This is a genomic window from Acinetobacter sp. FL (assembly GCF_040744925.1).
GTDB classification, from domain to species: domain Bacteria; phylum Pseudomonadota; class Gammaproteobacteria; order Pseudomonadales; family Moraxellaceae; genus Acinetobacter; species Acinetobacter radioresistens.
Genome location: NZ_CP160437.1, coordinates 2500199 through 2521774, shown reverse-complemented (window position 1 = coordinate 2521774; position 21576 = coordinate 2500199). Strand labels below are relative to the sequence as shown.

The 21576-nt window shown below is 43.2% G+C and carries 19 protein-coding genes; 12 read left to right on the top strand and 7 right to left on the bottom strand.

Annotated features, from left to right (window positions below):
• Nucleotide 1: 1 nt before the first annotated feature.
• A complete protein-coding gene (locus ABZP31_RS11775; protein ID WP_005027555.1) occupies nt 2–748 on the bottom strand; it encodes a biotin--[acetyl-CoA-carboxylase] ligase in 747 nt (248 codons plus the stop codon).
• Between the two features lie 30 nt (nt 749–778).
• Between ABZP31_RS11775 and ABZP31_RS11770 the strand changes: the two genes are divergently transcribed.
• The 6 genes from ABZP31_RS11770 (at nt 779) to ABZP31_RS11745 (ending at nt 10489) form a co-directional block, all read left to right on the top strand.
• Nucleotides 779–1588, top strand: coding sequence for a sulfite exporter TauE/SafE family protein (locus ABZP31_RS11770; RefSeq protein WP_026055462.1), 810 nt, complete (start codon nt 779–781; stop codon nt 1586–1588).
• Nucleotides 1589–1738: 150 nt separating this feature from the next.
• On the top strand, nt 1739–2434 hold the full coding sequence (locus ABZP31_RS11765) for a GntR family transcriptional regulator (RefSeq protein ID WP_026444054.1): 696 nt from the start codon (nt 1739–1741) through the stop codon (nt 2432–2434).
• A gap of 10 nt (nt 2435–2444) precedes the next feature.
• Entirely contained in the window at nt 2445–5894 is a 3450-nt protein-coding gene (gene smc, locus ABZP31_RS11760; RefSeq protein WP_026444055.1) for a chromosome segregation protein SMC, read from the top strand.
• A 2-nt stretch (nt 5895–5896) separates the two neighbouring features.
• Nucleotides 5897–6907: a cell division protein ZipA C-terminal FtsZ-binding domain-containing protein gene (locus ABZP31_RS11755; protein ID WP_026444056.1), complete on the top strand. Its 1011-nt coding sequence runs from the start codon at nt 5897–5899 to the stop codon at nt 6905–6907.
• A gap of 75 nt (nt 6908–6982) precedes the next feature.
• Nucleotides 6983–9019, top strand: a complete 2037-nt coding sequence (gene ligA / locus ABZP31_RS11750) for an NAD-dependent DNA ligase LigA (RefSeq protein ID WP_367156809.1) — start codon at nt 6983–6985, stop codon at nt 9017–9019.
• 270 nt (nt 9020–9289) lie between these two features.
• Nucleotides 9290–10489 (top strand): MFS transporter, encoded by a 1200-nt coding sequence (locus tag ABZP31_RS11745; protein ID WP_075040994.1) that lies wholly within the window; start codon nt 9290–9292, stop codon nt 10487–10489.
• Nucleotides 10490–10582: 93 nt separating this feature from the next.
• On the opposite strand, the gene ABZP31_RS11740 is transcribed toward ABZP31_RS11745, so the two are convergent.
• Nucleotides 10583–12019: a trehalose-6-phosphate synthase gene (locus ABZP31_RS11740; RefSeq protein ID WP_101159952.1), complete on the bottom strand. Its 1437-nt coding sequence runs from the start codon at nt 12017–12019 to the stop codon at nt 10583–10585.
• On the bottom strand, nt 12007–12855 hold the full coding sequence (gene otsB, locus ABZP31_RS11735; RefSeq protein ID WP_248134122.1) for a trehalose-phosphatase: 849 nt from the start codon (nt 12853–12855) through the stop codon (nt 12007–12009). Before otsB ends, ABZP31_RS11740 begins: the two co-directional genes overlap by 13 nt.
• A gap of 533 nt (nt 12856–13388) precedes the next feature.
• On the opposite strand from otsB, the gene bfr reads away from it, so the two are divergent.
• From bfr to bioD, 6 genes are all read left to right on the top strand, one after another.
• Nucleotides 13389–13853 (top strand): bacterioferritin, encoded by a 465-nt coding sequence (gene bfr / locus ABZP31_RS11730; RefSeq protein WP_248134119.1) that lies wholly within the window; start codon nt 13389–13391, stop codon nt 13851–13853.
• Nucleotides 13854–13960: 107 nt separating this feature from the next.
• Nucleotides 13961–14677, top strand: a complete 717-nt coding sequence (locus ABZP31_RS11725) for a transporter (protein ID WP_248134117.1) — start codon at nt 13961–13963, stop codon at nt 14675–14677.
• Between the two features lie 105 nt (nt 14678–14782).
• Entirely contained in the window at nt 14783–16075 is a 1293-nt protein-coding gene (bioA, locus tag ABZP31_RS11720; protein WP_248134115.1) for an adenosylmethionine--8-amino-7-oxononanoate transaminase, read from the top strand.
• Complete coding sequence (locus ABZP31_RS11715) at nt 16062–17219, top strand: 8-amino-7-oxononanoate synthase (protein WP_248134113.1); 1158 nt, start codon at nt 16062–16064, stop codon at nt 17217–17219. Before bioA ends, ABZP31_RS11715 begins: the two co-directional genes overlap by 14 nt.
• Entirely contained in the window at nt 17216–17998 is a 783-nt protein-coding gene (bioC, locus tag ABZP31_RS11710; protein ID WP_248134111.1) for a malonyl-ACP O-methyltransferase BioC, read from the top strand. The genes ABZP31_RS11715 and bioC overlap by 4 nt, the downstream gene beginning before the upstream one ends.
• Entirely contained in the window at nt 17995–18639 is a 645-nt protein-coding gene (gene bioD / locus ABZP31_RS11705; RefSeq protein WP_005027530.1) for a dethiobiotin synthase, read from the top strand. Before bioC ends, bioD begins: the two co-directional genes overlap by 4 nt.
• 48 nt (nt 18640–18687) lie before the next feature.
• Here the strand turns inward: bioD and rluB are convergent, their stop codons facing one another.
• From rluB to ABZP31_RS11685, 4 genes are all read right to left on the bottom strand, one after another.
• The gene (gene rluB / locus ABZP31_RS11700; RefSeq protein ID WP_005018857.1) at nt 18688–19593 is read right to left on the bottom strand and encodes a 23S rRNA pseudouridine(2605) synthase RluB; all 906 of its coding nucleotides are present in this window, start codon (nt 19591–19593) and stop codon (nt 18688–18690) included.
• 41 nt (nt 19594–19634) lie between these two features.
• The gene (gene scpB, locus ABZP31_RS11695; protein WP_248134109.1) at nt 19635–20225 is read right to left on the bottom strand and encodes an SMC-Scp complex subunit ScpB; all 591 of its coding nucleotides are present in this window, start codon (nt 20223–20225) and stop codon (nt 19635–19637) included.
• A complete protein-coding gene (locus ABZP31_RS11690; protein ID WP_005027523.1) occupies nt 20222–21013 on the bottom strand; it encodes a segregation/condensation protein A in 792 nt (263 codons plus the stop codon). The genes scpB and ABZP31_RS11690 overlap by 4 nt, the downstream gene beginning before the upstream one ends.
• 237 nt (nt 21014–21250) lie before the next feature.
• A complete protein-coding gene (locus tag ABZP31_RS11685; protein ID WP_005018862.1) occupies nt 21251–21520 on the bottom strand; it encodes a hypothetical protein in 270 nt (89 codons plus the stop codon).
• Nucleotides 21521–21576: the final 56 nt, after the last annotated feature.

Here is a 21576-nt window from a genome sequence, read left to right as displayed (position 1 = left end):
TTTACTGCTGACGGCGTAAGCGGCCCTGATAAAAAGTATGGCTTTCATCAGCGATTTGTAACGTAACTGCGCCATCATTTTGAATTCCGATGAATTTTCCTTCAGCAATACCTTGATGATGCTCGAAGTAAACCATATCGTTTAAAAAAGCGGCATGATGATTAAAGCGGTTTGCCAGCTGATGGCTACCATGACTAAACCATTCTCCTGCCTGCTGGATGGCATGATAAAGTTCAGCGATAAGTTGCATTAAATCTATTTGAGCCAAACCCAGTTGTGTCAACGAAGTTACCGACTGGTCGAGTACATCATGTATCTGGTAAATGTTGATCCCTACGCCAATAATAGCTTGCTGTGCAGTAATTGGTTCCACCAGAATGCCGCCCCATTTCCCCTGATGGCTGTAAAGGTCGTTTGGCCACTTGACCTGAAGTTTAAGGGGTTGTAAAGAAGGGCATTGCAAGATATTCAGGGCTATTTCAAGAGCCAGCCGGCCGTCTATTGCTGTTCCTGTCTGCAACAATGTGCTTAAATAAATGTTTCCTTCAGGCGATACCCAAGGCCTCTGATGCTGGCCACGCCCTTGAGTTTGTCTGGCACTACAGACCAGTGCAGACTTTATTCCTTTCTGTGCAATTTCACGGACATCATCATTGGTTGAGGTGGTCTCTGCTTTAAGTACTACTGCCTCAGGGCAATGGTGTGTTTGCGCCAGTAGTTGCTGGAGCCGGCGGGAATCTAAATCCATATTGAAATAAAGAGAAATGAGAAATTAATGATGGAGTTAATCATATATTTGCTGATTGGTGCAATTGCAGGTTTTGCTGCCGGTCTGTTTGGAGTAGGCGGCGGCCTGATTATTGTACCTATTCTTTATATCGTTTTTACCCAGTTAAATTATGATCCGAATGTGCTGATGCATATGGCGGTTGGTACTTCTTTAGCCACCATCATTGTTACTTCAATCAGTTCGGTAATGGCACATCATAAACGCGGTGCCGTATTATGGGCAGTGTTTAAAAACTTGGCTCCTGGCTTGGTTCTTGGTTCTTTTCTGGGAGCGGGTGTGGCAGATCTGCTGTCTGGACAGCATCTGCAGCTGGCTATTGGGCTGTTTGCCATATGGGTTGCATACAAGATGTTCAGGGGTGCACATGTTCAGGTAAATCCGGACCGCACATTACCTTCTGCACCGGTACAAATGCTGGCCGGAGGAGGTATTGGTATAGCTTCTGCCATTTTTGGCATTGGTGGAGGCAGTCTGACAGTGCCTTATTTAAACCGGCATGGTGTGATCATGCAAAAGGCTGTAGCTACCTCTGCGGCCTGTGGCTTACCAATTGCCATTGCAGGTGCCTTGGGCTTTATCTGGTTTGGACACCAGGCAAATGTAGAAGTGCCAAATGCGATTGGCTATGTTCATATCTATGCATTTATTGGTATCAGTACAATGAGTTTCATTACTGCCAAGCTGGGTGCCAGAGTCGCCCATATGCTTTCTCCCGTTATGCTCAAAAAGTGCTTTGCCGGAATGTTGAGTGTCGTAGGTGTATATTTTATTTATCAGGCAGTCAGTATTTATTTCTAAAGCTTTCTCTTTCATGATGTGAGAATTGACCTAAAATACCTGAAAATTGTCCGACAATGACATAGTTTTAAAGTTTAAAGCTGTCAACAATTCATTTACCAATAAAAAACTGCATTCAGTGCAGTTTATATAAATAAAAGTAGGTGAGTCATGACAGTTAAAGCAACAGACAGTCTCTCTGAACAAATTGCTAAAAGCATTGCTGAACAGATTATCAGCGGAGAACTGGTTGAGGGTGAACGGATACAGGAATTGAGAATTGCCAAGGAGCTGGATGTCAGCCGTGGGTCAGTCCGTGAAGCACTGCTTTTATTAGAGCGTACTCATCTAATTGAGATTTATCCGCGTCGGGGGGCAATTGTAGCTGAAATGTCGCCTCAACAGGTTCGAGCGCTATTTGATACCAGTTGCTTGCTGCTCGGGCAGGTGGTCCAGCAAATCAGTCAGGGCTGGCGTGGTACAGATGCCCAGATTCTACAGCAACTTCTGGTTTATTTGCAGGAGCAGGTAAAACATGGCCATACGGAAAAATTTTATGATCAGATTTTCGAATATCTGATGGAGCAGCAAGGAATAGTTGCCAATCTCTATTTAATGAAATTTCTGAATGAGCTGTTACCTTCTTTGAGACGCAGCTATTTTCTGACCTTAAATACTTCACGTCGTGAGCTGCAGGAGTCATTTGAACTGTTTAAATTAGTGATTGATGCTATTTTGAACCGAAATTCACAACAAGCCACTTTATTTATGGAAGATTTTTGTCGACACTTGCGCAACCTTGTGTTGGAATCGCTGACACGAATGAAACAGATCGAATTAGCTTGGGCCCGTCGCTCGCGTCGCTAATCAGGACACTATGCGTTTAAGCAGTTTAAAACTTTCCGGCTTCAAATCGTTTGCCGATTCAACCACCTTGAATTTCAGAGATAGCCGCAGTGCAGTGGTAGGCCCAAATGGCTGTGGCAAATCTAATGTGATTGATGCCATCCGCTGGGTAATGGGCGAGTCTAGTGCTCGTCAGCTGCGAGGTGGCAGCATGCAGGATGTTATTTTTACCGGTACAGCAAAACGAAAACCTGTGGGTATGGCCAGTGTCGAGCTCCGCTTTGACAACACCTATGGAAAACTGGGCGGCGCCTACAATGCATATAACGAACTGGCTGTACGTCGACAGGTTAACCGTGAAGGTAAGTCTGAATATTTTCTTAATGGTACGCGCTGCCGCCGCCGCGATATAACCGATATCTTTTTGGGAACCGGTTTGGGCCCACGTTCCTATGCCATTATTGAACAGGGCATGATTAACCGGCTGGTAGATGCCAAACCTGATGAAATGCGGGTTTTCATTGAGGAGGCCGCCGGTATTTCACGTTATCAGGCCCGTCGCCGAGAAACGCTGCTACATCTTGAACATACCACTCAAAACCTGTCCCGTCTGGAAGATATTGCGCTAGAGCTTAAAAGTCAGCTAAAAAGTTTAAAAAAACAGGCCGAAACTGCAGTTCAGTACAAGGAACTGGAAAATCGGATTCGTACCCTTAAAATCGAAATTCTCTCTGTGCAATGTGAACGAAGCCAGCATTTGCAGCAGGAATATACCTTGCAGATGAATGAACTGGGAGAGTCTTTTAAACTGGTGCGTTCTGAGCTACATACTCTAGAGTATAATCTGACCTCGACCAGCGAGCTATTTCAGCGGTTATTGCAGCAATCTGCCCCTTTACAGAGTGAGTGGCAGCAAGCTGAAAAGAAAATGGCTGAACTCAAAATGACGCTGGAACAGAAGCAGTCACTATTTCAGCAAAACAACACGATGCTTAACCAGCTTGAGCAGCAGAAAGTTCAGACTAAAGAAAGGCTGAAGTTGATTGAGCTTCAGCTGGAAAATCTGTATCAGCAACAGGAACAGCTGGATGAGCAGATACAGCAACAGGAACAGCAGCACCAAGGTCGGACTCAGGATATACAACTTTTAAAAGCCCAGCAGCAACAGGTAGGGCAACAGTTTGAGCAGCTCAAACAACAGGTCGAAAAACAGCAACAGCAGAAAATGCAGATGTTGGCGCAGACCGAGCAGCTCTTAAAAAATATTGCTCGGATTGAACAGCAACGTGAAACTTTACATACCCAGATTGCCCAGCTTCAACAGCAGTATGAATCAGATGAGCTTGAACAGCGATATACTGAAAAACAGCAGTTGCAACAGCAGATTGAAGTTTTAGAACTGCAGATTAATGCAAGAAAGCAGAAAATTATCGGGCTTGAATCAGGCTATACACAAAAGAGCAGTGAACTGGGAGAGCTGAAATCATCAATTCATGTACTATATTCTGAACAGAAAAACCTGAAACAGTTGATGACTCAACATGGTCCGGTAATCCAGAAAGACCAGGTACAGTTAGTACAAATACTTAAACTGAACAAGCAGGCTAAACCATATGCAAGCCTCATTGAAAAGTTTCTGTCTAAATGGCTGACTGCACATGTGCTAGAGACCGGGCAAAGCTTCAGCGAGAACATTTCAAGACAACTTAAAGGCCACTCAGATGAACTCATTCAACTGGACCACTTACCTTGTTTAGCCAACTGGATTGAAACACCACATTATTCTTTATGGACACAGGTTGCGGTCGCTACAACTTTATCTGAAGCGCTATCTTTACAGGATAAACTGCATACTGGTCAGTCCATCCTGACACTCGATGGTTATCATGTAGGTGCAGATTGGACCATTGCACTTTATTATGATGATGACAGCCAAGCCGGACAGGGTATGTTAAGCCACCGTATCCGTCTGGAAGAAATCGAAGCATTATTAATACAGTCTGGTGAGCAGCTGGAACAGCAAGAAGCTCAGCTGTTAACGGTCAAGCAGCAAGTCCAGACCGAGCAGCATCAACAGCAATTACAGCTTGATCTGCTTAAGCAGCAGCAAACAGTATTACAGCAGCTTGATATCAGCATTGCTAAAATACAAAGTACCGCACAGGCACTGAAATTACAGCAGCAGCAATTACATATCCAGCTGCAACAGTTTGATCTTCAGCTGCAAGAAGATGCCATGCAAAAGGATGATCTAGAAATTGATCTGCATGCCTTGGGTTTAAAGCTCGAGCAGATACTGCCAGACTATAAAGCCCAGCAGTTCCAGTTTGAAGAATTGACTGAGCAGCTGGAAAGTACCCAGCAAAATCTGCAACATGCCCAACAGGAGCTGGATTTAATACGCCGGCAGGCAATACAAACCAGGCAACAGATTGAATTGCTGGAAAAAGATGCTTCATTTTTAAAAGTCCAGTATCAGCAGATTATAACGCAAATAGAGCAGTCTAAAAAATTTGTTGACCCTATTCAGCTGGAGTTACCTAATCTGGAGTCGCAATTTTCACAGCAGCAGCAACTTACTGAAAATTTAGAAAAAAGCTGGCATAAATGGCAAGTTGAACTGAATCAGGTTCAGGAAAAACAACAGCAACTGACGGAACAGCGTCATCGTTTTCAGCAGCAGGATGAGTCTTTGCGTACCGAGCTGGAAGAAAAGCGTCTAGCCTGGCAGGCGGCCAAATCAGACTTTTTGCATTATGCTGAACAGCTTAAAGAATTAAATAGCGAGCCGGTTTTAGGGCTAAAGATTGATTTGTCTGGTCATCAGCAACAGCTTGAAAAAATACAGCAAAAATTTGAAAAAATTGGTGCAGTAAACCTGGCTGCTTCACAGGAATATGATGAGGTAAGCCAGCGTTTTGAAGAGCTGATTCATCAGATGCGGGACTTGGAAAATACTGTAGAGCAGCTAAAAAATGCCATGAAGAGTATCGATCAGGAAACCCGTAAGCTGTTTATGAGTACTTTTGATCAGGTAAATGCCGAGCTACAGGTACTATTTCCTAAAGTCTTCAATGGCGGTGAGGCCAGTCTGAGCTTGGAAGATGACTGGCAATCTGGTATTAAATTAATGGCACGGCCACCTGGGAAACGTAACAGTTCTCTGGCTTTATTGTCAGGTGGAGAGAAAGCACTGACTGCACTGGCCTTGGTATTTGCAATTTTCAGGCTAAATCCGGCTCCGTTTTGTGTACTGGATGAAGTTGATGCGCCTTTAGATGATGCCAATGTTCAGCGGTTTTGTAATTTGGTAAAAGAACTTTCTGAACAGGTACAATTCATTTACATTACACATAATAAAATTGCAATGACCATGGCAACAGACTTACTCGGTGTAACCATGCCTGAGCCAGGAACATCAAAATTAGTCACAGTCAATTTAGAACAAGCAAAAGAATACGGTTTAGTCGCGGAGGCATAAGTATGGAAGTCACTACCATGATAGGGATTATTGTTGCTGTTATTATTATTCTGGTCGGGCTGCGTATGATGCTGAAAAAGCCAAATACGGCACCCTCACTCGAATCTGAACTTTATATAGACCCGCAAAGCAACAAGCCGGTGATTCCCCGTCATGTCCGTGACCAGCTACAGGCCAGCGAGAGTGCGGTTACACCAACAGTGCGCAAAGAACCACAGCTTGATCAGAGCTCGGCCACTCAACAGTCTGTACCAACAGCCGGACAACATTCTAAACAAGCTTCAGAACCTGAAGTATCTGCTTCTCAGTCTGTCTCTACAGATAAGGCTGAAACTCGGGCTCAGCCAGAAGCACCTGCAGAAGCTATTGCTTTGAGTGAAACTCAGGCGCAAGTAAAGAAAGTAGAAAAGACAACTTCAGAATCAACTGAAGTGGCTGATGGGTCTGAGCCAAAAGAGCCGGAATTTAGCTTGAATCCCACTATTGAAACTGCCGAAATTGCCGAGTTTGATGGTGAAAGCAATATCCTTGATGTACATTTACATGAACAGCAGCGCTGTGATGATGAAAGTGCTCTAGCAACTGCGCAGCAGATTATTGCACTGAATGTTTATCCGAATCCGCGCCGTGCTTTATCAGGTGATAAAGCCCTGAAGGTACTGTTAAAATATGGTTTGCGTTATGGTGAAATGTCCTGCTTCCACCGCTATGAAAAAACAGAAGAACAAAGTCCACTGATGTTCTCTGTACTGCGTATTACTGATGAAGGTCCGGCAGGTTTTGACCTTGAAAGTCTGTCTACCGAGCAAGTACAGGGTTTGGCTTTCTTTCTGGCATTGCCGAATCCGAATGCTATTACCGGTTTTGATATGATGACCAGTATTGCCGGCCTGATTGCGCGGGAAATTGATGGTAAAGTATATGATGAACAGAATCTTGAGTTTACGCCACAGCTTAAAGAGCACTGGCGTCATCAGGTGATTGATTACCGGCCGGATCATGTCAGTGTCTGATCGGATATTTAATTAAAAAACAGATTGAAAGCAGCATCAGGGCGGGAGTATCCGCCCTTTTATATGGTGAATCTTATGGAATCTACAGCAGGCATTGTGACGCAGATGCGTCAACTTATACAGCTGATCGCACAGCATAATCACGCTTATTATGTAATGGATCAGCCCAGTATTTCCGATAATGAATATGATTCCCTGTTTCATCAGTTAAAAGCACTCGAAGAGCAGTATCCGGATCTTGTTCAAAATGATACGCCGACTCGTCGTGTAGGTGGACAAGCTCTGAGCAAGTTTATGTCAGTCAGACATGCAGTGCCGATGCTGTCGCTCGGAAACGTGTTTAATAAGGAAGACCTGTTCGCGTTTGCCCGCCGGGTAGAGGAGCGTCTTCCGGGGCAACAGGTCAAGTATGAGGTCGAGTTAAAACTCGATGGACTGGCTATTTCACTCTGGTACGAAAATGGTGAGCTGGTACGTGGGGTAACGCGGGGCGATGGAGAAACTGGAGAAGATATTACCCAGAATGTTAAAACTATCCGTAATTTGCCAAAGTACCTTTATTCTGATCAGGCTGCTATACCTAAATTGCTGGAAGTGCGAGGGGAAGTTCTAATTCCTAAAACCGGTTTTTTAAAATTAAATGCTGAAAATGAAGCCAAAGGTGAAAAAATATTTGCCAATCCGCGCAATGCTGCTGCTGGAAGCCTTCGCCAGTTAGATCCGGGTATTGCCGCTGCACGTCCATTGGCCTTTTATGCTTATGGAGTTGCCCAGTGTGAACCAGAACATCACTTAAACTCCATGACCGAAAGTCTGTACTGGTTACGTGATCTGGGTTTTGAAATTGCCGAACGGCAATTTTTATGTGATTCGATTGAAGAAGTACAGCGCCGCTATGAAAAAATTATGGAAGAGCGCGCTGACCTGGGTGTAGAAATTGATGGCATGGTGGTTAAGGTAGATAGCCTTAAACAGCAAAAACAGTTGGGCTTTCTAAGCCGGGAACCACGCTGGGCAACTGCCTATAAGTTCCCTGCAATTGCAGCCCTCACTACAGTAGAGAATATAGACTGGCAGGTAGGACGAACAGGTATCCTGACGCCTGTTGCCCGGTTAAATCCGGTATTTGTCGGAGGTGTAACAGTATCCAATGTAACACTGCATAATATTGGCGAGATTCACCGTCTGGATGTAAGAATTGGCGATACAGTGAGCGTTTACCGAACCGGAGACGTGATTCCTAAAGTGGAAAAAGTCTGGCCTGAGTTTCGTCCGGACACTGCCGAAGTCATAAACCTACCGGAAACCTGTCCTGTGTGTGCCTCACCTGTAGTGATGCCGGAAGGTGAGGCTTTGGCCCGCTGTTCGGGAGAGTTATATTGTGCAGCACAGCGAATTGAATCAATTCGCCATTTTGTGTCCCGCAAGGCTATGGATATTGAAGGTCTGGGGGACCGCTGGGTAGAGTCACTGCTGCATCTTGAACTGTTGAAAGATGTCTCAGACATTTATCATCTGCACCAGCATCGGAATACGTTGCTTGGCATTGAAAAAATGGGTGAAAAATCAGTTCAGAACCTGATCAATGCAATTGAACAAAGTAAAAAAACTACACTGGCCCGTTTTATTTATGCCTTGGGGATACGAGGTGTCGGTGAAACAACGGCACGGATGCTGGCCAACAGCTTTCAAACCCTAGAAGCCTTGCAACAGGCAGATGTAGATAGCTTGAAAAAAGTGCCTGATGTAGGCGATATAACAGCCGAATGGATTTATGACTTTTTCCGTGCAGAACATAATCTGGAAGTAATTGATCGATTGCTGGCCGCAGGCATCCATTGGGATGCACCAATTGCCTCAACGCGTCAGCCATTGAATGGTGAAAGCTGGGTTTTAACAGGCACACTTAAGCACCTTACACGCGAACAGGCTACCCAGATGTTACAGGCTTTAGGCGCACGTGTAAGTGGCAGTGTATCTACCAAAACTAAATGTGTGGTTGCCGGGGAAAAGGCTGGGTCAAAACTGGAAAAGGCACAAAAGCTTAATATTCAGACACTAAATGAAAAGCAGTTTATTGAGCTAATGGAAACCTATGGTCAAGTAATTTAATGTAAATTAAATTACATGGTTTATCCATATTCATGCTGTTTTTTAGTGCATTGAAAATGTTTTCAAAGCCTTACGTAGCAAGGCTTTTATAGTTACAAAAAAGACTGAAAAAATATTTTGAAATGGATGTATTGTTCTTGTAAGTGTGTATAATTTCGCCATCAAAAGCCCTTGCCAATAAGTAGATATATCTACAGACCGGTGGGGGTTTTTCTATTGGAATTCTCTGGAATGGAATACCGAGGTCTTTTTTAATGGTGGTGGCACACTGTGATACTTTTCTCCAGAACAGCAGTTTTAGATAGCGCAGCTCAACTGAGTGCACAACGTCTATCTACACGTTTGAACTTTTTTAGCTTGGGCTTTGGAACGGCGGCCTGGGCGCCCTTGATTCCATTTGCACAGCAGCGTCTAAATTTAAATCATGCTGATTTTGGTTTGTTATTGCTCTGTATGGGTGTAGGGTCAATGATTGCTATGCCTGCGACTGGGGCTCTGGTACAACGAATCGGTTGCCGTGCAATTATTGGCTTTGCGGCGCTGTTGATACTGTTAGTATTGCCGGGGCTTGCTGTCTGGAATACATCAGTAATGATGGCGGTTTCTCTGTTCCTGTTCGGTACAGCTGCAGGAAGTTTTGGTGTCGCCCTCAATTTACAGGCAGTTATTGTAGAGAAGAACAGTCTGCGTGCCATGATGTCGAGTTTTCATGGTATGTGCAGCTTAGGTGGCTTGGCTGGTGTAATGACTGTAACGGCGCTTTTAGCGGCTGGCGTATCGCCACTGATTAGTGCGCTGGCAGTAAGTATTATGCTATTCGTCATTAGCATTATTGCGGTTCCAGCTTCATTAAGTGAAATTGAACGCGATGAACAGATTGAAGCAGACACGGCAGAGCATAAAAAAAGTCATAAAAAACTGCCTGCGCCTATTATCTTGCTGATTGGACTGATGTGCTTTATCGCATTTTTATCGGAAGGTGCGGCCATGGACTGGAGTGGCATTTACCTGACCAGCAAATATGGTGTTAATCCCGCCTTTGCAGGGCTGGCTTATACTTTCTTTGCGATTGCCATGACATTGGGCCGTTTCTCGGGGCGTTACCTGTTGAAAAAACTGGGTGAAAAAAATATCGTAACTTATAGTGCTATCTGTGCTGCTACAGGTTTAGCAGTAGTGGTACTGGCTCCACATTGGTTTATTGTACTGTTAGGTTATGCACTGGTTGGTCTAGGTTGTTCAAATATCGTACCTGTCATGTTTTCACGTGTTGGACGTCAGAACTTTATGCCTAAAGCGGCAGCCCTATCTTGTGTATCGACTATGGCTTATACAGGATCTCTGTCTGGCCCGGCATTGATCGGTGTAATTGGTGAGATGACCGGCTTAACCATCATGTTTGCGAGTGTGGCAGTATTATTGGCTACTGTAGCTATTTTAAACCGGTTTACTCGAGTAGACCCCGCCTAAAGTCAGCTTATTTAAACGCCACTACATAAAAACCGGTAAGCTGGAAGTTTACCGGTTTTTTTATGGACAAAACTTCTATATAAGCTGAGGGCACTACAGCAATTGATAAACTGGATTGGCTGTATCACGGCCAGGCCGTTTAAAGTTCTGCAATTCATTATTTTGACGCAGGTCAACCAGAAATGCATTACGCCAGTCATTAATATCAAAAGCTTTAAGCCCCGCAATCAGTTTTTGATAACGGCGGGTACGCTCCTCTTGAGGCATATCTAGCGCAAGTTTTAATGCCTGAACCATTGCTTTAGGATCTTCTGGATCAACAATAATAGCTTCTGGCATCTGCTCAGCAGCCCCTGTATATTTTGAAAGGATCAATACACCAGGATTTGCAGGGTCCTGAGCTGCAATGTATTCTTTTGCTACCAGGTTCATACCATCACGGATTGAACTGATCCAGCAGATACTTGATTTGCGGTAGATGCCCATTAATGCCTCATGAGCAACGACATCATGACTGCATTCAATTGGCAGCCAGTCATCTTGAGCAAATTGTGCATTAATAGTTTTAACCTTCTCTTTTAGACGTTTAAATAATTCCTGGTAAGCCACAATATCCAGACGGCATGGGCAGGCAATCTGTAAATCTGTTACTTGACGGTGATATTCCGGATAAGTAGCTAAAAAGTCGGAATATGCATTAAAACGTTCAAGTAATCCTTTGGAATAATCAATTCGGTCAACCCCAATAATGGTCTGCTGTTTACCTAAGGCATCAAAGTCAAAAACAGACTGTGAGTCATCGGCATACTGACGGGCTACTTTCTGAATATGATCCGGATTGACCCCAATCGGATAACATTTAATAGTGGTAATGCGTTTCTGGTAACTAAGCAGGTATTGCTGAATCTTTTGTGCCTGAAGTAGGGTGGTGCAGGCCTGCATACACAGGTTCTGATCATGTTCAGTTTGTAAACCCACTACATCATACTGACATAGGTCTTGAATGAGGCGGTTTGCCATAGGTATCTGGCGCCATATGGCTAAACGTGCAAATGGAATATGCAAGAAGAAGCCGATTTTGTTTTGCATGCCTAATTCACGGCAATAGCGTGCTACGCTAAAAAAATGATAGTCATGAACCCAGATCACATCATCTGGCTGGGCAATATCTTTTAGTTTTTCAGCAAATAAGCGGTTTACCTGCTGATAGGTTTCATATTCTTCCGCATTACATTCAATCAGGTCTGCGCGCTCATGCATTGCAGGCCATAGGGTATTATTGGCAAAACCGCAGTAGTACTGCTCATATTGCTGGTGAGTCAATGGACAGGTCAGATATTCTACATTTTTATTATTAATGCGACCAAACTCGGCTTGTTGATCATTATTGATTTGTTCGCCATTCCAGCCTAACCATATCCCGCCGGTTTCATCAAGTGCATCCTGTAACGCCACTGCCAAGCCTCCCGCAGCGGGCTTGTCGGGATTTGGCAGACTAACACGATTCGATAATACGATTAGTTTAGACATGCTTTTTCTCCATTTGGTGTTTGATTCTGTGTCAAAACACGCGTTTTTAAGAATTCTGAAAATAGTGCAAGAAAATCAGCTACTGTTTTAATATCTTTGAGCCGATAATGAGCCTGGGTTTCTCCTGGGCCGACTTTTATACTTATACCGTTATGGTTATTTATTGTTCTAAAACCAGATTCATCGGTTTTATCATCACCTATAAAAATCGGTAAAACTTGAGTAAGTTCCAAATGCTTTAATATGGTGTTTATTGCTTCTCCTTTATCGGCTTGTCGAGGAAGTAACTCAATAACACATTTACCTTCATTGATTTTAAGTGCCGTATGAGACTGATGCAGTACCTGCATGATTTGCTTTGCTGTGTCTGCCAGTTCAGGACACTGCCGGTAATGCAAAGCAACCGAGTACTGTTTATCCTCAATTAACAGCTGGGGATAAGATGCACAAGCTGCTTTTAAATCCTGCCTCAAGCGGACAAAATCAATCTGACTCAGATCAGGTTTGAAATGCGTATGAGCATCAATTTGGATATCTAGCCCATGCAGTCCAGCAACCGGAATGCATAAGGGGGCAAAAAGAGACTGGGCGACCTGTACATGTCGGCCGGTTACCGCAATAACAGGCACATCAAGCTTTAAAATGGTCTGAAGAATATTTAATGTGTTTTCAGGAATAAAACTATCTTCGGGATCATCCTGAAAATCAGAAAGTGTGCCGTCAATATCGAGAAACAAACAATAATGAGTATTTCCCTTATGACCATCTGCAATCATCTTCTGTAATGAAACAGCAGAGAACTGTACTGTGGCATAGGAAAATGCAGATTCGTTCATTGCTCAAATAGCCTAATTATTCTGATAAATGGTCTATCTTATTTATCATTAAAAGTTGACTTTTGGCCGGAATTTATTATTAAACCTACATAAGGTTAACAAGCTTTACATACTTTATTCACATTAACAATATAGTAAAAATAAGCCAATTTGATATGTTGTGTGAGTGCTGTCTAAAAAATTGAAAGGCTTAGGTTTTTATATATTACTTATAAAAAGTAGGATTAAGCTGGTTTATATAGTTCACTCAAATCATATTAAAACCCGTTTTTAAGAGGTATTTAGTTGTAGCTCAGCAGTTAATAAGATTACTTTTTTAATTTTTTGTAAACAAATTAAATGACTTTAAAAAATCGCCAATCTCAAAATAAAAAAAATCTATTCTGAAAACAACCAATTAATTGATGATATAAAATGCAAATGCGTATGCTTCTCATTTTTAATTTATATAAATCATAAACTTACATAATTTTAGTTTTGCATTATAAATACCAATCACCCATAATAACTTTAAAATGATGAGGAGTAAGAATATGCGCGGCAATCCAGAAGTCATAAACTACTTAAATATGTTGATTGGTGGCGAACTGGCAGCTCGCGATCAATACCTGATTCATTCTCGCATGTATGAAGATTGGGGCCTGAGTAAAATCTACGAAAGAATTAACCATGAAATGCAGGAAGAAGCAGCTCATGCTGATGCAATTATCCGTCGTGTCCTGTTTTTAGGCGGTACACCTAATATGGAACGTGACAGTATTGATGTTGGTTCAGATGTTTGCACCTGCTTAAAAGCTGATCTTGCACTTGAATATCATGTGCGTGAAAAACTGGCCCGTGGTATCCAGTTATGTGAAGAAAAAGGGGATTACATCAGCCGTGACATGTTACGCCAGCAGTTGTCTGATACGGAAGAAGACCATACATATTGGCTGGAAAAACAGTTAGGTTTGATTGAATTGATTGGCCTGCAAAATTATATTCAGTCTCAAATTTAAAATTTATATGATTCAAGCAAGCCCAGTCAGAAGATTGGGCTTTTTAATGACTGTATTCTATTGAGCAGTATTTTATAGTAGAACCGATCAATTAAATCAGATTAAGCATGCAAAAGATTTTACTTATTAGTGGCTGGGGCTTGGGTTGTCAGCCTTTAGCCGGACTTAAAACTGCTCTTGAAAACCTGCATTTTCAAGTTGAACTGATTGATATATTCGACAGTTCTAACCCGGCAGTTTTGGAGGGGGTGCTTCAAAAAGCGGTTAAAGCTGATATTTTAATGGGCTGGTCGCTAGGAGGTCAGCTTGCCACTATTCTGGCTCAGAGGATTTTTGAACAGACCGGTCAGGCTAAAATTCTGGTTACATTGGCTTCCAATCCGTGCTTTGTTGCTACAGAAGAGTGGCCAAATGCAATGTCTCGTGTAACTTTTGAGGCATTTAAAGGTGCTTTTCTAAATGACAGGGAGGCTACTCTAAAGCGTTTTTGTCATCTGGTTGGTGCAGGGGGACTTACAGCCCGTAACGATATAAGATGTCTACAAAGTTTTATTAAAACTGATGATCCTATAAATCTGATTTCTGGTTTACAGCAACTTGAGCAATTAAATTTAGTTTCAATCTTACAAAAATATCCAGGTCGACAGTATCATCTCGTCTCTGAACAGGATCAGCTGATACCTTGCCAGATTATCACTGATTTTCATTTTTTAAAGGCAAATTTACTTATAACTGAACTGTTGCCTAATGTCGGACATGGTTTCCCTTATAGTGAAATTACATTAACTAGCAAAAAAATTTGTAGTTTTTTAAATATGACTTAGGGAAATATAAACTTTGTTGTTTCTCGCAATTTATTTTATTGCTTTACGCTATTAAGATGCATGAGTTATATAAATAATAGTTTTAATGTGAAGGATGGGTGTTGGATGGCTGACTTATTTGATCTTGAGCATCTTTGGCATCCTTATACTTCTATGACTCAGCCTTTACCAGCTTTCAAGGTAAAACGGGCCTATGGCTCAACTATCGAACTGGAGAATGGTCACAAGCTTGTTGATGGTATGTCATCTTGGTGGTGTACTATTCATGGTTATAATCATCCTGAATTAAATCAGGCGGTTCAAAATCAGTTACAAGATATGGCACATGTCATGTTTGGTGGACTGACCCATAATCCTGCGATTGAGCTGGGCAAGCTTCTTCTGAATATTACGCCACCTGGTCTCGATAAGATTTTCTATGCTGATTCCGGTTCGGTTGCAGTTGAAGTCGCTTTAAAAATGGCAGTGCAGTATTGGAGCGCGCAGGGCCAGCTGAAGAAGACTAATTTTGTTACGCCTCGCTCCGGGTATCATGGTGATACCTGGAATGCAATGTCGGTATGTGATCCAGTAACCGGCATGCACCAGATTTTTGGTAGCAGTCTGCCCAACCGTTTTTTTGTTCCGGCTCCACAAACTGCTTTTGATGAAAAGTGGAATCCGCAAGATATTGCAGAGCTAGAGCAAACTTTAGTACAGCATCATACCTGTATTGCCGCGCTGATTCTGGAACCCATTGTACAGGGCGCAGGAGGTATGCGTTTTTATCATCCTGAATACTTGCGTCAAGCCAAGCTACTTTGTGAAAAGTATCAGATCCTGCTTATATTTGATGAGATTGCTACCGGTTTTGGACGCACTGGTAGACTGTTTGCTTGGGAACACGCGGGCGTCGAGCCGGATATCATGTGTATAGGAAAAGCCTTAACTGGCGGATACATGACTTTGTCAGCAACTTTAACCAGTAAAGCGATTGCTGAAAAAATCAGTCAGGGAGAGGCAGGGGTATTTATGCATGGGCCTACTTTTATGGCCAATCCACTTGCCTGTGCAGTTGCCCTTAAAAGTACACAGTTATTACTGGCTCAAGACTGGCAAGCCAACATCTGCCGTATTGAACAGCAACTCAAACAGTACTTACCTGCACTATCTCAACTGGAGTATGTTGAGGATGTTCGAATATTAGGTGCTATCGGTGTTGTTGAACTGACTGTGCCGGTAAATATGCAGATTCTACAGCAGGAATTTGTCCGTCGTGGAATTTGGGTACGCCCGTTTGGAAGGCTGGTATATGTGATGCCTCCTTATATCATCACTTGTAATGAACTGGATTATTTACTTCAGCAGTTGGTAGAAGTAATGCAACAGCTACAGGAGCTTCAGCATGAAACTGCTTGAGCATTATACCAAGCAGCTGGAGCAGTTAAGACAGCAGGGGGATTTTCGCCAGTTTACGGCCAACCGGCAACAAGGACGGATCATTGAAATTGCAGGCCAGCATATGCTGAATCTGTCTTCTAATGATTACCTGGGTCTGGCTGCTGATCTCGAATTAAGACAGGTCTTTTTTGATCAGTGCCCTCTGGAACAGTGCTGGCTCAGTTCCTCTTCATCACGTCTGCTTACTGGTAATTTTCCGGAATATGAACAGCTGGAAGCCTGTATGAGCCAGGCTTTTGACGGGCGTGCAGTGCTGCTGTTCAATAGTGGCTATCATATGAATATAGGGATTTTACCGGCATTAAGTGATGGTAAGACTCTGATTCTGGCCGATAAACTGGTTCATGCCAGCATGATTGATGGAATTCGCCTGTCCTCAGCCAAATACCTGCGGTACCGTCATAATGATTTAAACCATTTACAGCAGCTCTTGCAAAAGTATCATGCAGATGACACTTATGAACGCATCATTGTGGTCACCGAATCTATTTTTAGTATGGATGGCGATGAAACAGACCTGAACCAGCTGGTGTTGCTAAAACGGCAGTTTGCAAAAGTTATGTTGTATGTCGATGAAGCTCACGCTATTGGTGTCCGCGGAGTGCGGGGATTAGGCTGTGCGGAGCAATATGCAGTAATTAACCAGATTGATTTTCTGGTAGGCACTTTTGGTAAGGCGCTTGCTTCAGTGGGAGGATATCTGGTCTGTGAACCTGTAATTCGTGAATATCTGATTAACAGCATGCGTCCACTTATTTTCAGTACCGCATTGCCTCCGATTTCGATAGCTTGGACTCGGTTTGTTTTCGAGCATATGCAAAAAATGCAGAAGCAGCGCGATCACTTGGCAGATTTAAGCCATCATTTACAGCATAAAGTTCAGAGTCTTGGTTTTTGCTGTCCCTCAAGTAGTCATATTGTTCCAGTTATTACCGGAGATAGTCAGCGGGCAGTAGACAAAGCCAACTATTTACAGGCACAAGGTTTTTATATCATGCCCGTACGCCCACCTACTGTACCGGCCAATAGTGCACGACTGAGAATCTCGCTGACATCACAAATTCAGCCAGAAGAAATTGAACAATTGGTAGCATTACTGTGAGTCAAAATTTTCATATAGATACCGGGTTGATTGCCCAGCGCTTCGCTAAAGCTGCCTCCAGTTATTCTGAACATGCAGTCGCGCAAAAGATAATTTGCCAGCGATTAATTGAAATGATGCGCCGGCATATATCCATACAACTTCCTCGAGTACTGGAACTGGGCTGTGGCTCAGGTCACTTAACAATATTACTGCAACAGAACTTTCAGATCGAACAGCTCATACTCAATGATCTGTATCCTGAGGTCAGACAGCATTTTTCTGCTGCTGAACAGCTGGACTGGTGTATTGGAGATATTGAACGACTTGATTTTCCGGAACAACTTGACGCTATTATGTCCAGTTCAGTCTTGCAATGGATGCATGACCTGGAGCAGGTATTTAACAAATGCAGCGAGGCATTAAAACCGCAGGGCTGGTTCTGTTTTTCAAGCTTTGGTTCAGAAAACTTGCGTGAGATTAAAACTTTAACGGGTCAGGGGTTAAATTACCTCAGTCTGGAAGAGCTAAAAGAAAAAATGTGCAAATCAGGGTTTGAAGTTCTGGAAATACAGGAAGAGCAGGAAACCTTATATTTTGAGCATCCAAAACAGGTTCTCCAGCATTTAAAACTGACCGGCGTAACGGCAACCAGTAGTCAGCATCGCTGGACTAAGCAGTCACTGTACAAGTTTTATGATCAGTATCAGCAGTTTGTAAAAAGTCCAGCTTATGAGGGAATACAGCAATATCCATTAACTTACCACCCAATTTATTGTATAGCTCGGAGAGTTCGATGACAGGCTCAATTTATTTCGTGAGCGGAATTGATACTGGTATAGGAAAGACCTTTGCCACTGGTTATCTGGCCAAAATCTGGAATGAACATGGTACCCGTACTATTACACAGAAACTGGTACAAACCGGAAATATCAACATTTCGGAGGATATCGAACAGCACCGGACTATTATGGGCATGGGCTGGTTTGCCGAAGACGAAGAAAAGCTTACGATGCCAGAAATTCTGTCTTATCCAGCTTCGCCGCATCTTGCAACAAAAATTGATGGGCGTGAAATTGATCTGGATAAAATTCATGCTGCGACTCAAGAACTGGCTAGACGTTATGATGCAGTGCTGCTAGAAGGTGCCGGCGGGCTTATGGTTCCTTTAACAGATGATGTGCTTACTATCGATCATGTAGCGGCTCATCAGTTCCCTGTTATTCTGGTTACCTCTGGGCGTCTGGGAAGTATTAATCATACGTTACTGAGTCTGGAGCTGCTGAAAAGCCGAGGGGTAGAGCTGTTTGCTGTGGCCTATAATGGAATGGATGATTCTCAAGACCCGTTAATCGCCTGTGATACATCAAACTATCTACGGGCTTACATGACAAAGCATTTCCCGGAAGCAGAATGGATTGAAATTCCGGTGATCCGTTAAAAAAAGTCGCCAAGGCGACTTTTTTGTTTAAAGCAGTAAAAGACCGTTTTAAAACTTCTTCGGACTATAAGGCTTGCGTGGTGCAGCAGTTTGTTCTGTTCCTTCATTCTCGCGGCGCTGTTGACGCAAATAACCACCGCGGCGGGCTGCCATAGGTTTTTCAGCCATACGTTCAGTACGACGTTTCGCCATACCATACAGGCCAGTACCTTGACGCGGTTTAAGCTCAACCGACTTGGTCAGGTTGTCGATATCTGCTTTATCCAGCTCAATCCAGCGCCCAGTGCGTAGCTCGCGCGGCAGAATAACCGTGCCATAGCGAGTACGTAAAAGACGACTTACTTTTAAACCCTGTGATTCGAAAATACGGCGAACTTCACGGTTACGTCCTTCTTTAACCACAACCTGGTACCAGCGGTTAATACCATCACCACCAATTTCAGAAAAAGATTCAAACTTGGCTGGGCCATCATCTAGCACGACGCCATTTAGCATATTCTGACGGATCTGCGGGGTAACTTCGCCCATAACACGGACTGCGTATTCACGTTCGATCTCATTTGAAGGATGCATTAGACGATTTGCAAGCTCACCGTCATTGGTAAACAGTAAAAGGCCGGTAGAGTTAATGTCCAGACGGCCTACCATAACCCAGCGGTCATTGGCGATTGTAGGCAAATGATCAAATACAGTCGGACGTGACTCTGGATCATTGCGTGAGCAGATTTCACCTTCTGGCTTATAGTAAATCAGAACGCGACGACGAATCTCATCTTCAATCTGAAATTGCACCTTACGCCCATCAATACGCAATTCGTCGCCTGGTTCAATACGCTCACCGACCTGAGCAACACGACCATTGACACTTACGCGACCAGCAGCAATGACCTCTTCCATATAACGGCGAGAACCTAGCCCGATACGTGCTAGGACTTTTTGCAATTTTTCACTCATGACAGCATAACCTTAGAAATAATTATCAACAGTCCACCTATTCATGACATTGCTGCATTAGCATCAAGCGTCATGAAAGCTTCCTTGGCATCCTGCAGGGGAGGCAATTGACCTAATGAAGCCAGGCCAAAAGCATTTAAAAATTGAGACGTCGTCACTAACAACGCGGGGCGTCCCGGAATCTCTCGGAAACCGGATTCTTTAATCCAGTTCCAGTCAAATAATGTTTTCAAAATCTGGCTATTATTCGAAACTCCGCGAATCTGTTCAATATCTGCACGTGTAACAGGCTGATGATAAGCAATGACAGCTACTGTTTCGAGCAAAGATGGGGAAAGCCGGGTTGGCCGCTCCTGCCAGGTCTGGGCAATAATCTGTTTGTATCTGGCACGAACCTGAAAACGAAAGCCCTGAGCACTTTCGACCAGCTCAATTGAACGGCCATGTTGTAAAACAGCCAGCTGCTGTAAAAACTGTCGCAACTGCTGTTTATTATACTGGTTCTGGAAAGCTTCTTTAAGCCTCAAAAGACTGACCGGTGCTTCACTGGCAAAAATAATGGCTTCAAGCTGCATCAGAACTTCATGATGCAGCTCATCAACTGAGAATGCTGCACTTTGGTCGATGGTCATGCTACTGCTCCCTGAATAGTCAAGGGTGCTTCTATTCCGCTATGAATAATCTGGATTCTCTGCTGGCGGGTGAGCTCCAAAACTGCCATGAATGTCACCACCATACCCATTTTACCTTGGCTCGGTTTGAGCAGCTCGTCAAAACTTAAGCTTTTGCCTGATTCAATCAATTCTTCAATATAGGCAATCCGCTCTTCAAGTAAAACTGGTTCCTGCTGAATCTGATGAACGACAGGCTCAGGGCGGTTAAAGATGCAATATAGCGCGTCTCGCAGATTTGCAGCTTCATAGCCTTCATAAATACTATTTACTGTTCCTAAACTTACATTCACATTGAATGTATCACGTTCCAAGACTGGCATTTGTCCTAAACGTTCAGCTGCCTGTTTAATGCGCAAATAATTTTCGAGCCGGTCAATCAGCTGCTGCTTGGGATCTTTTTCCAGAGTTATAGCAGCAGGTTTAGGTAATAGCAGTCGGGACTTCAAGTCTGCAAGCAAAGCTGCCATGACCATATAGTCCGCAGTCAGTTCAATGTTGAGAGATTTCATGCTATCCATGTAGGACAGATATTGGCTGGCAATTGGTGCGATATCTAACTGCAGTAAATCAAAGCCATTTTTCTGGATCAGGTAAATTAAAAAGTCGAGGGGACCTTCGAAATGTTCAAGTAAAATTTCGAATGCAGCAGGCGGAATATAAAGATCATCTGGAATACTGTGCTGCCATTCATCCATTACGCGGATATAAGGCAGCTGTTCCATAGAACTATGGGTCGCTTGATTCATTTCGGTTATAGGCCACGCGAATTTTCAAAGGCATGAAAGCTGGAGAACTTCTAGGATCTTGCACGCAAGAAAGCGAGATCACTAAAAAGCAAAAAATAAGGTGAACGTATTCTAATAGAAAAGCCAGGCTGAATAAATTATAAAAACCATAAAAATGTAAAAAAACTGATAAACCTGCGTGGTAGGCAGGAAAGAATAGGGTGAGCTATAGAAATTGGTAAAGAGCCTTTTTAAAGGTCAGGCATCATTTATGGCGTATTCGATCACTTTCTGACAGCTCTCCCGTAAACAAAGGTTTGTTTTGGTCAGACTAATCAACAGCTCTTCAGCTATATATACTTCTAGAAAATAGCTATAGCTAATATCTTTAATGTTTAGGGTTACGCTCCCGGAGTCTGGTTCTGAGACGACAATTGTTTCAGATTCAAGTGTCCAAGGAAGCTCGGCATAAATAGTGTGATCTTCTGGAAAATTCTCTAAATCAAGAAGGACTTTAAAAAGGTTCATACCAATTGCCTCAGCATCAACTTATCAGATGTTGGGTGCATATGATTTTACAATTG